We start from the raw sequence: 15268 nt of genomic DNA, 5'->3' as shown, positions 1-15268 counted from the left end.
CGACAAAGGGGTCAAACAGTGGCAGCGGAGATGGTCAATCCTCGCAGCGACAGCACAAGCGGCAGCGGCGAAGGAGTCGAAGGCGTGACCGATGGGGAGCCCTTCGATCCGGCGTTCGCCCTGCACCGCGGCGGCAAGATGGCCGTCCAGGCGACCGTGCCCGTGCGCAACCGGGACGATCTGTCCCTCGCGTACACACCGGGCGTGGCCAAGGTGTGCAGCGCGATCGCCGAGCAGCCCGAGCTCGTCCACGACTACACCTGGAAGTCCCAGGTCGTCGCCGTGGTGACGGACGGCAGCGCGGTGCTGGGGCTCGGCGACATCGGTCCGGAGGCGTCCCTTCCGGTGATGGAGGGCAAGGCGATCCTCTTCAAGCAGTTCGGCGGTGTGGACGCGGTGCCGATCGCGCTCGACTGCCGGGACGTGGACGAGATCGTGGAGACCGTCGCCCGGTTCGCGCCCTCGTTCGGCGGCGTCAATCTGGAGGACATCTCCGCGCCCCGCTGCTTCGAGATCGAGCGCAAGCTCCAGGAGCGGGTCGACATCCCGATCTTCCACGACGACCAGCACGGCACGGCGGTGGTCACCCTCGCCGCGCTGCGCAACGCCGCCAAGCTGACGAACCGTGCGCTGGGTCAGCTGCGCGCCGTCATCTCCGGGGCGGGCGCCGCCGGTGTGGCCATCGCCCGGATCCTCACCGAGGCGGGCATCGGCGATGTGGCGGTGTGCGACCGTAAGGGCGTCGTCTCGCCGGACCGTGAGGACCTCACCGACGTCAAGCGCGAGCTGGCCGGCTTCACCAACAAGGCCGGGCTCACCGGCTCCCTGGAGGCCGCGCTGGACGGCGCCGACGTCTTCATCGGGGTCAGCGGCGGCACGGTGCCGGAGGACGCGGTGGCCAAGATGGCGCCGGACGCCTTCATCTTCGCGATGGCCAACCCCAACCCGGAGATCCACCCGGACGTCGCCCACCAGTACGCGTCGGTGGTCGCCACCGGGCGCAGCGACTTCCCGAACCAGATCAACAACGTCCTCGCCTTCCCCGGCATCTTCGCGGGCGCCCTCCAGGTCCGGGCCTCCCGGATCACCGAGGGCATGAAGCTCGCGGCCGCCGAGGCGCTGGCCGCCGTGGTGGCCGACGAGCTGAGCGCGGACAAGGTCATCCCCTCGCCGTTCGACGAGCGGGTCGCCCCCGCCGTGACCGCGGCCGTCGCCGCGGCCGCCCGCGCGGAGGGCGTCGCCCGCCGCTGACGCCCAGCCGGGGGCCCGGGGGATACGTCACGGGCGCAGGGGCGATACGTCACGGGCCCAGGTGATACGTCACGGGCCCCGGGCGATACGTCACGGGCCAGGTTGCCGCTACGGGCCGGGTGCCTTTACGGGCCAGGTGCCTTTACGGGCCGGGTCGCCCCTCAGCAGGAGGGGCGGCCCGGCCCGTGCGCTGTCGGGCGGGCGAGCGGGGTCACACCGTGGTGCGGTTCCGTGGGGTCGCCCCGCGGCCTAAGGTCGGGATCATGTTCGCTGCCTATGCCGCACGTATCGACCGTGACCAGCCGCTGAGCGGCCTCGAACTGGGGGAGCGCCCCGAGCCGGCGGCCCGGCCCGGCTGGACCACCGTGAACGTCAAGGCCGCCTCGCTCAACCACCACGACCTGTGGTCGCTGCGCGGCGTGGGCCTCGGCGAGGAGTCGCTTCCGATGATCCTCGGCTGTGACGCGGCCGGGATCGACGAGGACGGCAACGAGGTCGTCGTCCACTCCGTCATCGGCCAGAGCGGACACGGCGTCGGCCCGAAGGAGCCCCGCTCCATCCTCACCGAGCGTTACCAGGGCACCTTCGCCGAGAAGGTGACGGTCCCCAGCTGGAATGTGCTGCCCAAACCCAAGGAGCTCTCCTTCGAGGAGGCCGCCTGCCTGCCCACGGCCTGGCTGACCGCGTACCGCATGCTGTTCACCAATGCGGGGGTGCGCCCCGGCGACAGCGTCCTGGTCCAGGGCGCCGGCGGCGGTGTGGCCACCGCCGCGATCGTGCTGGGCGCGGCCGCCGGGCTGCGGGTGCTGGCCACCAGCCGTGACGAGGCCAAGCGGGCCCGCGCCGTCGAGCTGGGCGCCGAGGGCGCGTACGAGCCGGGGGAGCGGCTGCCGCGCCGGGTGGACGCCGTGATCGAGACGGTGGGCGCCGCCACCTGGTCGCATTCGGTGAAGTCCCTCAAGCCCGGCGGCACCCTGGTGATTTCGGGGGCCACCAGTGGCCCCAACCCGAAGGCCGCCGAGCTCAACCGGATCTTCTTCCTGGAGCTGAAGGTCGTCGGCTCCACGATGGGCGGGAAGGACGAGCTGGAGGACCTGCTGAGCTTCTGCGCCGCGCGCGGGGTACGGCCGGTGATCGATTCGGTGCTGCCGCTGGACCGGGCCCGCGAGGGGTTCGAGAAGATGGCGGGCGGCGATCTCTTCGGCAAGGTCGTGCTGACGGTCTGAATATTGCGGCGGCATATCCCGGGCCGTTGTGCGGGTCCCCGGCCGTTGTGCGGGCCGGGGATTCGCGGAGTAATACGCGGCGGTCCGCTGACTCTCGCGCTCCGGTGAATTCCCGGAATTCCGTTACGACGCCGCTAGGACGTCGCTACGACGCCGCTACGACGTTGCTATGACGCCGACGGCCGTACGAAGCTCCGCCGGAAGCGATAGGCGCGGGAAGAGGCACCCACCAGAGCGGGGAAGTCGCGCACCCGGTCCCAGGCGGACGAGCCGCCGCCGCGCGGCCCATCGGCCGCCAGCGCCGCCTCGTACGCCTCCACGTCGGTCCAGCGGGCGTAGTTGAGCACCCGGGCACGGTCGGTGGACAGATGGCGCTCGCCGTCGGCGATCAGATGGAAGTCGGCGGACAGCAGGCCCGGGTCGGGCTCGCTCTCCAGGGCGTCGATGACCAGGTCCACCCAGGACCGGCGGACCTGGGGAGCGGGGTCGTTGAAGTCGATCTCGACCACGACGAACAGCCCGGGGTCCGTCGTGGCGCCCTGATCGGCGGCCGGTGCCTGGAAGCTGCGGTAGTGGCGGTAGTACGCGAGACCGAGCCGCTCGATGTCCGGGACCGCGCTGTCGACCGCGTCGTTGCGCTGCTGGCGCTGGGTCCGGAAGAAGGCGTGGTAGGCGGCCTCGTCGGCCCACTGGGAGTGGTGCATCAGCGTATCGCCGTCCGTGCCCGCGTAGAGGTTGTACGAGAGCAGCTCGGGCGCCGGCCAGGGGCGGCTGTCCCAGGTGGCGGCGATGGCGTCGACCGCGGCCCGCTGCCGTTCCGGTGTGCCGACGCTCCAGGTACTGAACAGCGCGGCGCCCACATCGGGCCGGGTGAGCTCGGGCAGCGGTCCGGAGCTGGTCGGGGCGGACATGGCGGTCTCCTCGCGGTTGGGGACGTCGGAAAGCCGAGCGAGCCGGGGGAGAGGGAATTGGGGCCGGAGGGGCGCTCCCCCGTAGCGCCCCTCCGACCCCGATCCTGAAACTTCAACCGCGATTCAAGTCAAGCGGCAGCCGCCCCTTCCCGCGGCATCGATATGCGGCTCCGCCGCGTTCAGGGGCTCCGTGCCTGAACCCCGGGGGCTGGGGCGGAGCCCCAGTTGTGGGAAGGGGCGGGGAGGGGAACAGCCCGCCGCAGGCGTCACCCTCCGCCGGACGGACACCCCCCTACGCCCGGTCCCCCCGCAGCAGCGCGCTGATCCGCGCCGCGGCCGCCCCCAGGTGGTGGCGGGCGTCGGCCAGCTGGGCGTCCGTCACCCCGTGGTCGCGGGACGCGTCGCGGACGTCGTCCCGGAACCGGTCGAGCAGCCGCTCCAGATCGCGGGCGGGGGCGCCGGAGGGGGCGAAGTCCCTGGCCCACTCGGGCTCCCGCACCCCGGCCGAGCCGCCGCCACCGTCCTTAGCGGTCGGCGCACCGTGCTCAGCGGTCGGCGCACCGTCCTCAGCCGCTGGCTCCTCCTCGCGGCCGCCCTCCGGCTTCGTCATGTCCACCCGCTCGACCCTGACATCCGGCCCGGATGTCTCGTCGTCCCAGCCCCAGCCCCAGTCCGAGCGCGAGGTCCCCGGCCGGGAGATCCGGCCCATACCGCGTGACACCTCGGCCAGCCCCTCGCGCACCGCCCGCTGCCAGTCGCCCGCACGGATGTGCTCCTGGGTCTGCTCCTGGACCCGCCGGGCGATCCGCTGGACCTCCTCGCGCGCGAAGTCCTGCGCGTCCCTGGCCTGCTTACGGGCGCGCTGGGCGTCCTGGCGGGCTCGCCGGCTCTCCTCCTTGGCCCGGCGCGCCTGCTCCTTCCACTCCTCCTTCGCGCGCCGCATCTCCTCCTTCGCCTGCCGCCAGGTCTCCTTGTCACCCCACGCCCCCTCCCACGGGGCCTGCTTGTCCTGGGTGCCGCCGGAGGCGCGGGCCTGCTGGGCCGCCTCGCGCATCTCCCGCCGCAGATCGCTCGCGGAGCCGCGGACGTCCTCCCGGATCTCGGCGGCGAGTTCGGCGACCGACTCGCGGATCTCCAGCTCCAGATCGGCCAGCTCACCGCTGCGGTCGGCCAGTTCGGCGCGTCCGGCGTCGGTGATGGAGTAGACCTTGCGGCCGCCCTCGGTGGTGTGGGTGACCAGCCCCTCGGCCTCCAGCTTGGCCAGCCGCGGGTAGACGGTGCCGGCCGAGGGCGCGTACAGCCCCTGGAACCGCTCCTCCAGCAGACGGATGACCTCATAGCCGTGGCGCGGCGCCTCGTCGAGCAGCTTGAGCAGATACAGGCGCAGTCGGCCGTGGGCGAATACGGGGGGCATCAGAGGACCTTTCCCTGGGTGCCGTCGGTGGTGTCCGTGTCCGTGTCCGTGTCGTCCTCGGACGGCGGACGGCGCAGCAGCGCGATGGCGCCCGAGACGGTGGTGGCCTTGAGGCTGCCATTGCCCGTGCCGAGCCGGCCGGTGATCCTCTTGGCGCCCCACTGGCCGGTGACCCGCAGATCGTCGAAGCCGTTGGAGACCGAGCCGCTGGCCGTATTGGCCTCCACCTCCGCGTCGGTGGGGTGCGGCAGCCGGATGGCGATCTCACCGGAGACGGTGGTGAGGCAGACGTCGGAGCACTTGGGGGCGGGCGCCAGGTCGAGCACCATGTCGCCACTGACCGACTCGGCCCGCACCGAGGGCCCGGAGCCCTCGATCACGGTGAGGTCGCCGGAGACGGAGTGGAACCGCAGATCGCCGGTGACGGCCTGGGCCTCGACCCGGCCGGATACGGTGTCGGCCTGGACCGGGCCGGTCAGCCCAAGCAGGGTGAAGTCGCCGGAGACACCGCGCAGTTCGGCACGGCCGGACAGTCCGGAGACCACGGCGGAGCCCCCGACCACGCCGACGGTGGCGCTGGTGCCGATGGGCACGGTAAGGGTGATATGGGCGGTGCGGGTGTAGTGCCCGAGCCACTTGCGGAAGCCCTTCCGGGGAAGGTCGTCGTAGCCGACGCTCAGGGTGCCGTCGATGTGGGTGACCTTCAGCGGCGGGCCGTCGATCTCCGAGACCTCGAGGCGGGCGGGGCCGGGGGCGGCGCCGACGACGTTGACCGTGCCGCCCGCGATCTGGATGTCGAGCGCGGACACCGGGTCGTCGAGGGTGAGCTTCTGTGGCGCGTTGATCGACCACTGTGATCGGGCTGACATCCCTGGCCTCCCCTGGCTGGACGTGCGACGCGCCATCTGGACGCAACATATCGTGTCTCCTGCGCAACACGATATATCGCGGCCGCGCGGAGTCAAGCCCGGTCCGGCCCCGGTCCGGCCCCGGCGTGGCCCTGGTCCCGCCCCGATGCGGCCCCGATCCGACCCCGGTGCGGCCCTCATCCGACCCCGATCCGGCCCCGATCCGGCCCCGCGCCCGTGCACAATCGCACGAGGCGGTGGAAGATGCATGGCGCAGCCATCGTTTCTCTGTGGGCTGAATCGCACTTTTTGAAGAAACTCCTCCGGCCTGGGAATTTCCGCTAGAGCTTCGCTAGAGTCCTGGTAGAGCGTCATGGAGACATATGTTCGGGACTGTTACCTTCGTGGCCTCAGAATCGGGAAGGAAGAGGGGCCGTGGGGGGAATGACGTCACAACCCTGGAATACCTCGGTACCACCGGAAGACGCGGAGCCGGACTCAGTTGCCCGGCTGTTGTTGCGGGCGGCGCGCGACCATGCCCATTCGGGGGTGCGCTATCTGGTCGGCCCCACCGCGGATGAATCCGTGCGGCAGCCTTATCCGGAACTTCTGGAATCGGCGCTCGGGCTTCTCTCCGCACTCCGCGACCGGGGATTGCGGCCGAAGGACAAGGTGGCCCTGCTGCTGGACCGCCAGCCGGAATTCCTGACCGTCCTCTGGGCCTGTCTGCTGGGCGGCTTCGTGCCCTGCCCGATGGTGCCGATCTCCGGCGACCCGGCCCGCTGGGCCGCCCAACTCACCCACGTCAACCAGCTGTTGGACGGCCCGCTGCTGGTGACCACCGAGGCGACGCGGGCCGAGCTGCCCGAGGTGTCCGGGCTGGCGGTGGCCGTCGTGGAGGAGTTGCGGGAGGCCGAGGGCGCCTCCGGCGCCGAGCGCGGGCAGCCGTCCGCCGTGCATTCCGCGGCCCCGGACGACCTCGCCCTGCTGGTGCTGACCTCCGGTTCCACCGGGAATTCCAAAGCGGTCATGCTGACCCATGGAAATATCCTGGCGTCGATGGCCGGAAAGGCGGGAAAGCAGCGGCTCGCGGCCGCCGACACCACCTTCAACTGGATTTCCTACGACCATGTGGCCGCGCTACTGGAAGCGCATATGCTGCCGCTGTACGTGGGCGCCGAGCAATTGCACGCGGAAGCCGCGGTCATTCTCGAGGAACCGCTGCGGTTTCTGCGGATCATATCCCGCCACAAGGTCACGATGACCTTTACGCCGAACTTCCTCCTCGGTCCGCTCAATTCCTCCGTCCATGAGATAGCGGAGGAGATATCGGCGGGCGGTGAAGGGCTCGATCTGAGCGCGCTGCGCCATATCGTCAGCGGCGGTGAGGCGAATGTCGTCGCGACCGGCGAGGCATTCCTGGCGCATTACGTCCCGTACGGTCTGCGGGAGGCCGCGCTCTGGCCTGCCTTCGGCATGACGGAGACCTGCGCGGGCAGCATCTACAACCGCGCGTTCCCGGCCACCGACGCGGGCCAGGAGTTCGCCAACCTCGGCACCCCCGTCGAGGGGCTGCGGATCCGGGTCGCCGACGACGACCACCGGGCACTGCCCGCGGGCGAGATCGGCGAGCTGCAGCTCAGCGGCCCGATGATCACCCCCGGCTACTACAACAACGACGAGGCCACCGAGGAAGCCTTCACCCCCGACGGCTGGTTCCGCAGCGGCGACCTGGGCCGGATCGACGAGGGCCGGCTGACCCTCGTCGGCCGCAGCAAGGACAGCGTCATCGTCAATGGCGTCAACTACTTCAGCCATGAGATAGAGGCCGCCCTGGAGCAGCTCGACGATGTCGCGGGCGGCTATGTCGCGGCGTTCCCGACCCGCCGCCCCGGCAGCGACACCGAGCAGCTGGTCATCGCCGTCAGCCCCGAGGTGGCGGACGACGACGAGGCCGGGCTGCACCGCATGATCACCGCGGTGCGCTCCACCGTCGTGATCCACTGGGGCTTCCGGCCCTTCCTCATCCTGCCGCTGCCCAAGGACGCCTTCCCCAAGACCAGCCTCGGCAAGACGCTGCGCCGCCGGATGCGCCTGCGCCTGGAGTCCGGCGGATACGACGACGTCATCGAGCGGGTCGCGGAGCTGACCACCCGCCGGCTCGGCGGCCACACCCCGCCCGAGGGCGAGACCGAGCGGATCCTCGCCGAGATCTACGCCGAGATGTTCGACACCACCCCGGAGCGGATCAGCGCCACCGCGAGCTTCTTCGACCTGGGCGGCACCTCGCTGGACATCCTGCGGCTGCGGCGCCAGGTCCACCGGCGCCTGGGGGTCGCGGACCTGCCGGTCATCGCGGTGCTCACGGCGCCGTCGGTACGGCAGCTTGCCGCCCGGCTCGACGGCGGCGGCGCGCCCGGCGCCGCGGTGTACGACCCGGTCGTACCGCTCCAGACCGGCGGCGAGAAGACCCCGCTGTTCTGCGTCCACCCCGGCGTCGGCGAGGTCCTGGTCTTCGTCAACCTCGCCAAGTACTTCGTCGGCGACCGGCCGTTCCACGCGCTGCGCGCCCGGGGCTTCAACGAGGGCGAGAAGCCCTTCACCAGCTTCGAGGAGATGGTGGAGTGCTATGTGGAGGCCATCCGCGCCCGCCAGCCGCACGGCCCCTACGCCGTCGCCGGATACTCCTACGGCGGCGCCGTGGCCTTCGAGATCGCCAAGGCGCTCGAGGCCCAGGGCGAACGGGTCGACTTCGTCGGCAGCTTCAACCTTCCGCCGCACATCAAGTACCGCATGGACGAGCTCGACTTCATCGAGACCGCGACCAACCTCGCCTTCTTCCTCGACCTGATCAACAAGAAGCAGTCGCTCGACCTCCCCGCCGAACTGCGCCCGCTGTCCCAGGAGGAGCAGCTCGCGCATCTGCTGCGGATCGCTCCGCCGGCCCGGCTGGACGAACTCGACCTGGACCTGGACAAGTTCACCGCCTGGGCGGAGCTGGCCCATGGGCTCACCACCCTGGGCCGCGACTACCACCCCAGCGGCACCACCCGGTCCATGACGGTCTTCTACGCGATCCCGCTGCGCGGCACCAAGGAGGACTGGCTGGCGAACGAGCTGCGCCGGTGGGACGACTACACGACCGAGCCCAACCGGTATCTGGACGTACCCGGTGAGCACTACACACTGATCGGCCCGCGGCATGTCGCGGCCTTCCAGGCGGTTCTGCGCAGGGAGCTCGACCGTGCGCTGGACGACGCCGACCGGGCCCGGACCGCGGGCCGGTCATAGGCCCGTAGGGGCCAGGCAGCAGGACCCGACAGGACCGGGCACAAGGCCGACAGGGCCGGGCACAAGGCCGACAGGGCCGGGCACAAGGACCCGACAGGGCCAGGCACAAGGAGAAGAGCAGGGTGGAAGGCAAGAAGATCCTGGTCACCGGCGGCACCGGACAGGTCGCCCGGCCGGTGGCCGAGGCGCTGGCCGAGCGCAACGAGGTGTGGTGCCTGGGCCGGTTCGGCACCCCCGGTGTCGAGAAGGAGCTGAACGACCAGGGGATCACCACATTCCACTGGGACATGAACGATCCGCGCGAGGCGGCGTACGAGGGGCTGCCCGACGACTTCACCCATGTCTTCCACTCGGCGGTGCGCCGCGGTGAGGACGGCGACGTCAACGCGGCCATCGAGGTCAACTCGGTGGCCACCGGCCGCCTGATGTCCCACTGCCGGACGGCGGAGGCGTTCCTCTTCGTCTCCACCGGGGCGCTCTACAAGCGGCAGACCCTCGACCACGCGTACGCCGAGGACGACCCCGTGGACGGGGTGGCCGACTGGCTGCCCGCCTACCCGGTGGGCAAGATCGCCGCGGAGGGCGCCGTACGGGCGTTCGCCCAGGTGCTGAACCTGCCGACGACCATCGCCCGGCTCAACATCGCCTACGGCCCCGGCGGCTACGGCGGGGTGCCGATGCTCTACTTCAAGCGGATGCTCGCGGGCGAGCCGATACCGGTGCCCATGGAGGGCCAGAACTGGTGCTCCCTCCTCCACACCGACGACCTCATCGCCCACGTTCCCCATCTGTGGCAGGCGGCGTCGACCCCGGCCACGCTGGTCAACTGGGGCGGGGACGAGGCGGTCGGGATGACCGACTGCGTGCGCCACCTGGAAGAGCTCACCGGGGTCACCGCCCGGCTCGTCCCGAGCGAGGTCACCCGGGAGACGTACCACTTCGACCCCACGAAGCGGCGGGAGCTCACCGGCCCCTGCCGGGTGCCGTGGCGCGAGGGCGTACGGCGCACGCTCCAGGCGCTCCACCCCGAACACCTTCCGTCCTGAGCCGCGGCACACCGCCGTCCGAGGAGTGGCGACCACCATGGCATCACCGAACATCGAGGCCATCCGCACCTGCTACGCGGGTTTCCGCGACCGCGACATCGAGGGGATCCTCTCGGGCATGCACCCCGATGTGGAGTGGGTGCATCCGGAGGGGATGGCCAAGTACGGGCTCGGCGGCACCAAGCTGGGCCATGCCGGGATCAAGGAGTTCCTCGCCCAGGTGCCGACGGTGCTGGGCGGGATGAAGCTCGCGCCGGAGGAGTTCATCGAACAGGGCGACCGGGTCGTGGTCTTCGGCACCCGCGAGGTGACCTCGCGGAGCGGCAGGACCGTGACGCTGGACTTCGTCCACTCGTGGACGATGCGGGACGGCAGGGCGACGAGGATGGAGGACATCTTCGACACCGTGGCGTTCCACGAACTGATCGAGAGCTGACCGGAATCGCATACCGGCCGTCCGCTTCCGCGCCGAGAAGGCGCGGAAGCGGACGGCCGTCAGGTCTCAGCTCTCAGGTCCCAGGTCCCAGGTCCCAGGTCCCAGGTCCCAGGTCCCAGACTTCAGACCTCAGACCGTACGGAAGACCTCTTCGTACTCCAGGCGCGGCAGCCGCCCCATCCAGGCGTCCGGACCCGGCTTGCCGATGTTGACCACACAGACCGCCGAGTGCCGCCCGTCCTCGAAGAACTCCTTGGAGACGGCCGCGTGGTCGAAGCCGATCATGGGCCCGGCGGCGAGCCCCGCGGCGCGCACGCCCAGGATGAAGTAGCCCACCTGGAGCGCGGTGTTGAACCGCGCCGACCCCTCCCGGGCCTCGGGGTCGGCGAAGAACGCCTGCGGGTTCTCCATGAACGGCACCAGCCGCGGCAGCTCCTCATGGAAGTCCAGGTCCGCGGCGAGCACCGCCACCAGCGGGGCCTTGGCCGTCTTCTCCTGGTTCCGCCCCGTCATCAGCGTCACCAGCCGGGCGCGCGCCTCCTCCGAGCGCACCAGCGCCACCCGCAGCGGCTGCTGGTTCATCGAGGTGGGCGCGTACTTGACCAGTTCGTGGATCGCGCGGACCTGCTCGTCCGTCACCGGCTCATCGGTGAAGGTGTTGGCCGTACGGGCCTCCAGGAACAGCTGCCGCTGCGCCTCCGGCGCCAGGGTGAGAGGGCTCAGGGCCCCGCTGCTCTCCGGTGCGCTCATGGAGCTCTCCTTGTGAAGCGATGGTGAAACGACGTGAGCCGCCGATGAATTAATTGGACTAGACGGGCTAGTCCACTGCGGCAAATGAAGGCTAGACTCACAAGTCCATCGAGGGCAAGACCGGCTTGGAGCGAGGAGGTTGGGCCGTTGCGGACGGACAGCGGTCCCCGGCGCGGCGCGGCGGGACGGCCCGTGGGCCCCCAGCCCGCCAAGCGCCAGGCGATATTGGAGGCGGCGGTGGCCGTCTTCCTGCGCGAGGGGTACGACCGGGCCAGCGTGGACGTCATCGCGGACGAGGCCCGCGTGTCCAAACAGACCGTCTACAACCACTTCGGCGACAAGGAGCGGCTGTTCATCGCCGCGGTCGAGGAGGAGCGGGAGCGGGTGGCGGCCGGATTCGCCGCCGGTTCCCCGCACACCCTCGGGCCGGACGGCGCCGGGACCCCCGAGACGTACGACCGCGGCGACGCCCGCACCGCACTGCTCGCCTTCGGCCACCGGGTGCTCGCCGTACTGCTCGACGCACGGGCCTCCGCGCTGCGCCGCCTGGTCATCGCCGAGGTCGCCCGCCACCCCTCGCTGCGCCCCGCGTGCGCGGAGGGGGAGCCCCAGCAGCTGGTGAAGTACCTCGCCGAGATGCTCGGCCGGCGCACCGGCAGCGGCGAGCTGAGCGTGCCAGAACCGGCCACCGCCGCCCGCCAGTTCGTGGCCCTGATCATCCAACAGGGGCTCTACCAGTCGATGTACGGCACCCGCCCGCTCGCCGAGGACGAGGCCGCGGCCGTCTGCGAGGGCGCCGCCGACCTGCTCGTCCGTGCGTACCGCCCATGAAGCCCGAAGAGAGGTGCCACCCATGCGGGTGAGCGTGCTGGGACCGCTGACACTCGGCCTCGGCGCCCGGTCCGGAGTGCCCAGCGCGATGAAGCCGCGCAAGGTGCTGTCCCTGCTGCTGCTCAACGCGGGCCGGATGGTGCCGGTGCAGTCGCTGATGGCCGAGCTGTGGGGCGATCAGCCGCCGCGCACCGGGCTGACCACGCTCCAGACGTACATCCTGCATCTGCGCAAGCTGCTCGCCGAGGGGCTGGGGATGTCCTCGGCCGCCGTCACCCGGGATGTGCTGCAGACCCGGCCCGGCGGCTACGCCATGGTGGTGAGCCCGGGCGAGCTCGACGTCCACGAGTACCGCCACCTCGTCGCCGAGGGCGAAGGCGCGCTGGAGGCCGGCGACGAACGGACGGCGGACACCTCCTTCCGGCGGGCGCTGGCCCTCTGGCAGGGCCCGGCCCTGGTCGACGTCACCCCGCACGGACGACCGCTGCAGGCGGAGGTCGCCCGGCTGGAGCAGTCCCGGCTCACGGTCACCGAGCGCGGCATCGAGACCCGGCTGCGGCTCGGCAGCCATCTGGAGGTGCTGAGCGACCTCGCCTCGCTGGTCGTGGAGCACCGCTTCCACGAGGGCCTGCACGGTCAGTACATGCTCGCCCTCCACCGCTCCGGCCAGCGCACCCGCGCCCTGACGGTCTACCAGCGGCTGCGGATGGCGATGACGGAGGAGCTGGGGCTCGAGCCCTCGGCGAAGCTGCAGCGGCTCCAGCAGGCGGTGCTGGTGTCCGACCCCCGGCTGGACCACGAGGCGGGGACGCCGGGGCGGGGTCCGGTGGTGGCGTGAGGGGCGGCCGGTAGGGCCGCGGCGCCCTGCGGACGCTGTCTTAGACAGCGTCTCACGCCGCGTCTTACGCCGCGTTTGAGCCGCCCCGGAAGCTGCCGTCAGACGTCGTGGCCGTCAGACGTCGTGGCCGTCAGACGTCGTGGCCGTCAGACGTCGTGGCCCTCAGACGTCGTCGTCCTCCTCGTCGAGCCGGGCCAGCCAGGTCGCCAGCCGCTCCACCGGGACCTCGAAGTCCGGGTTCAGGTCGACGAACGTCCGCAGCTGCTCGGCGAGCCACTCGAAGGTGACCTCCTCATTGCCGCGCCGCTGCTCCAGCTCCTCGATACCGCGATCGGTGAAGTACAAGGGTCGCTCCGGAAGGGTGGTATGGATCTACCCGCCCAGGATATGCGGCCCCGCACCCCGGTGAGCGACCCGAGGGTCGCCGGGCTTGACGTTCACGCGGGCGTCAATGTTTACGGTGCATCGACATGACCGACATGACAACAGCGAACTTTTCCGGCAGAGCAGTGATCGTCACCGGCGGGGGCACGGGGATCGGGCGGGCCACCGCGCGGACCTTCGCCGAGCAGGGTGCCCAGGTCCTGGTGGTCGGCCGTACGGCGGCCCGGCTCGCCGAGACGGCCGCCGACGCCCCGGGCATCCGGCCGCTGACGGCCGACGTCTCGGCCCCCGGCGCCGCCGAGTTGATCGTGAACACCGCGATGGAGGCGTTCGGCCGCGTCGATGTGCTGGTCAACAACGCCGCCGTGGTCCGGCAGACGCCACTCGGGGACATCCGGCGGGAAGCCGTCGAGGAGATGCTGGCCGTCAATCTGCTCGCCCCGATGTACCTCACCCAGGCCGCGCTCCCGCGGCTGAGCGAGAACGCGGGTGTCGTGATCAACGTCAGTACGGCGATCGGCCAGCGCGGCTGGCCGATCCCCGGCACGGAGCTGTACGCCGCGCTGAAGGCCGCCCTGGACACGCTGACACGCAGCTGGGCCGTCCAACTCGCCCCGCGCGGGGTGCGCGTCGCCGGTGTGGCCCCCGGCCCCATCGCCACCGGGATCGGGCATCACCAGGGGCTCGACGCCGAGCAGATCGACGCCCTGCGGACGACCCTGATCGAGCATGTGCCGCTGGGGCGGCTCGGCCGGGCGGAGGAGGTCGCCTTCTGGATCACCCAGCTCGCCCGGCCCGAGGCGGCCTACACCACCGGCGCCGTCCTGCCCGTGGACGGCGGGGCGCTGGTCGGTTAGAGGGGTGTCCGGCGGGTCGTACCGCCTGCGGCGGGCCTCTCCCCTCCCCGCCCCTTCCCGTAACTGGGGCTGCGCCCCAGGCCCCGGCCGGGCGATCCGGATGTGCGCGGGCGTCCGGCCGGTCGCCGGCGGGCGGCTCGATCACGGCGCCGCGGGTGGCGCGGTTGACGCTCTGGGCGGTGAGTTGATCGCGGAGGCGGACGGCTGGTCGCCCCCTGGGGCCCAGGGGGCGGAGCTGCTGGTAGCGGGAAGGGGCGGGTGTTTCCCCTCCCCGCCCCTTCCCGTAACTGGGGCTGCGCCCCAGGCCCCGGCCGGAGGACCCGGATGTGCGCGGGCGTCCGGCCGGTCGCCGGCGGGCGGCTCGATCACGGCGCCGGAAGTGGCGCGGTTGACGCTCTGGCCGGTGAGTTGATCGCGGCGACGGTCGGCTCGTCGCCCTCGGGGTCCAGGGGCGGAGTCCCACCGCGTGGCGGAGCCGCGTGGCGATGCTGCGGGATGGGGCGGAGCCCCGGTCTGGGGTCTGGGCGGAGTCCCACCGCGTGGCGATGCTGCGGGATGGGGCGGAGCCCCGGTCTGGGGTCTGGGCGGAGTCCCACCGCGTGGCGATGCTGCGGGATGGGGCGGAGCCCCGGTCCGGGGTCTGGGGCGGAGCCCCAGTTTCGGGAAGGGGCGGGGAGGGGAAGAAGCCCGCCGCAGGCGGCACGGTCCACCCGACCCCGTCCGCCGGTAGCCTCGCCGCATGCGGATAGGGGAGTTGGCGAAGGCCACCGGTGCCACGACCAGGGCCTTGCGCTTCTACGAGGAGCGGGGGCTGCTGAGCTCCGCACGCGCGGTCAACGGCTACCGGATGTACGACGAGCAGGCGGTCCGGCGGGTGGCCAACATCCGCTATCTGCTCGATGCCGGGCTGACGCTCGAGGACATCGAGCACTTCGGCGCCTGCCTGGACCGCGATGTGCCCAGCAGCCGGCCCTCCGAGGCCATGCTGGACATCGGGCGTCGCCGCCTGAGCGTGCTGGACGACCGGATCGCCTCCCTCGCACGGGTGCGTGACGAGCTCGCCGGGCTGCTGGCCGCCGCCTCCGGCGACCGGACCGCGGTCAGTCCGTCTGGCTGAGCAGCCAGGACACCAGCGCGCGGACGGCGCCGCCGAGCGCGGCGGCGGCGAGGGTGAGAAGGGCTGGG

At 71.5% G+C, this 15268-nt stretch carries 14 protein-coding genes; 9 read left to right on the top strand and 5 right to left on the bottom strand.

The features are described 5' to 3' along the window. The first annotated feature begins 18 nt into the window (after positions 1 to 18). Together JK364_RS14710 and JK364_RS14705 are read left to right on the top strand one after the other, a co-directional pair. Complete coding sequence (locus tag JK364_RS14710) at positions 19 to 1251, top strand: NAD(P)-dependent malic enzyme (protein ID WP_201851418.1); 1233 nt, start codon at positions 19 to 21, stop codon at positions 1249 to 1251. A gap of 263 nt (positions 1252 to 1514) precedes the next feature. After that, positions 1515 to 2477, top strand: a complete 963-nt coding sequence (locus JK364_RS14705; protein WP_201851416.1) for a zinc-binding dehydrogenase — start codon at positions 1515 to 1517, stop codon at positions 2475 to 2477. Between the two features lie 167 nt (positions 2478 to 2644). Here JK364_RS14705 and JK364_RS14700 read toward each other — a convergent pair whose 3' ends face one another. From JK364_RS14700 to JK364_RS14690, 3 genes are all read right to left on the bottom strand, one after another. Then, on the bottom strand, positions 2645 to 3388 hold the full coding sequence (locus JK364_RS14700; RefSeq protein WP_201851414.1) for an antibiotic biosynthesis monooxygenase: 744 nt from the start codon (positions 3386 to 3388) through the stop codon (positions 2645 to 2647). Between the two features lie 292 nt (positions 3389 to 3680). Continuing rightward, positions 3681 to 4802 carry a PadR family transcriptional regulator gene (locus tag JK364_RS14695; protein WP_201851412.1) on the bottom strand — a complete coding sequence of 374 codons (1122 nt, stop codon included), beginning with the start codon at positions 4800 to 4802 and terminating at the stop codon, positions 3681 to 3683. Further along, on the bottom strand, positions 4802 to 5671 hold the full coding sequence (locus JK364_RS14690; RefSeq protein WP_201851410.1) for a DUF4097 family beta strand repeat-containing protein: 870 nt from the start codon (positions 5669 to 5671) through the stop codon (positions 4802 to 4804). The genes JK364_RS14695 and JK364_RS14690 overlap by 1 nt, the downstream gene beginning before the upstream one ends. 423 nt (positions 5672 to 6094) lie before the next feature. On the opposite strand from JK364_RS14690, the gene JK364_RS14685 reads away from it, so the two are divergent. From JK364_RS14685 to JK364_RS14675, 3 genes are all read left to right on the top strand, one after another. Next, positions 6095 to 8941 carry a non-ribosomal peptide synthetase gene (locus tag JK364_RS14685; RefSeq protein WP_201851408.1) on the top strand — a complete coding sequence of 949 codons (2847 nt, stop codon included), beginning with the start codon at positions 6095 to 6097 and terminating at the stop codon, positions 8939 to 8941. Positions 8942 to 9063: 122 nt separating this feature from the next. Beyond that, positions 9064 to 9987, top strand: coding sequence for an NAD-dependent epimerase/dehydratase family protein (locus tag JK364_RS14680; protein WP_201851406.1), 924 nt, complete (start codon positions 9064 to 9066; stop codon positions 9985 to 9987). Positions 9988 to 10024: 37 nt separating this feature from the next. After that, entirely contained in the window at positions 10025 to 10423 is a 399-nt protein-coding gene (locus JK364_RS14675; protein ID WP_201851404.1) for a nuclear transport factor 2 family protein, read from the top strand. A gap of 129 nt (positions 10424 to 10552) precedes the next feature. Here JK364_RS14675 and JK364_RS14670 read toward each other — a convergent pair whose 3' ends face one another. Next, positions 10553 to 11173, bottom strand: a complete 621-nt coding sequence (locus JK364_RS14670; protein WP_201851402.1) for a malonic semialdehyde reductase — start codon at positions 11171 to 11173, stop codon at positions 10553 to 10555. A 147-nt stretch (positions 11174 to 11320) separates the two neighbouring features. Here JK364_RS14670 and JK364_RS14665 point away from each other — a divergent pair, with 147 nt between their 5' ends. After that, positions 11321 to 12004 (top strand): TetR/AcrR family transcriptional regulator, encoded by a 684-nt coding sequence (locus tag JK364_RS14665; RefSeq protein WP_201851400.1) that lies wholly within the window; start codon positions 11321 to 11323, stop codon positions 12002 to 12004. A 22-nt stretch (positions 12005 to 12026) separates the two neighbouring features. Then, entirely contained in the window at positions 12027 to 12842 is an 816-nt protein-coding gene (locus tag JK364_RS14660; protein ID WP_201851398.1) for an AfsR/SARP family transcriptional regulator, read from the top strand. A 162-nt stretch (positions 12843 to 13004) separates the two neighbouring features. Here the strand turns inward: JK364_RS14660 and JK364_RS14655 are convergent, their stop codons facing one another. Beyond that, positions 13005 to 13187, bottom strand: a complete 183-nt coding sequence (locus tag JK364_RS14655; RefSeq protein WP_198269007.1) for a DUF6104 family protein — start codon at positions 13185 to 13187, stop codon at positions 13005 to 13007. A gap of 125 nt (positions 13188 to 13312) precedes the next feature. Between JK364_RS14655 and JK364_RS14650 the strand changes: the two genes are divergently transcribed. Together JK364_RS14650 and JK364_RS14645 are read left to right on the top strand one after the other, a co-directional pair. Then, entirely contained in the window at positions 13313 to 14083 is a 771-nt protein-coding gene (locus tag JK364_RS14650) for an SDR family NAD(P)-dependent oxidoreductase (protein ID WP_201851396.1), read from the top strand. Between the two features lie 739 nt (positions 14084 to 14822). Beyond that, positions 14823 to 15200 carry a MerR family transcriptional regulator gene (locus tag JK364_RS14645; protein ID WP_201851394.1) on the top strand — a complete coding sequence of 126 codons (378 nt, stop codon included), beginning with the start codon at positions 14823 to 14825 and terminating at the stop codon, positions 15198 to 15200. The last annotated feature ends 68 nt before the right edge of the window (positions 15201 to 15268 follow it).

Origin of the sequence: Streptomyces endocoffeicus (genome assembly GCF_016741935.1) — a bacterium.
In the GTDB taxonomy this organism is placed as follows: Bacteria; Actinomycetota; Actinomycetes; order Streptomycetales; family Streptomycetaceae; genus Streptomyces; species Streptomyces endocoffeicus.
The sequence above is the reverse complement of the archived record's forward strand: the minus strand, read 5'-3'. Positions and strand labels throughout refer to the sequence as shown.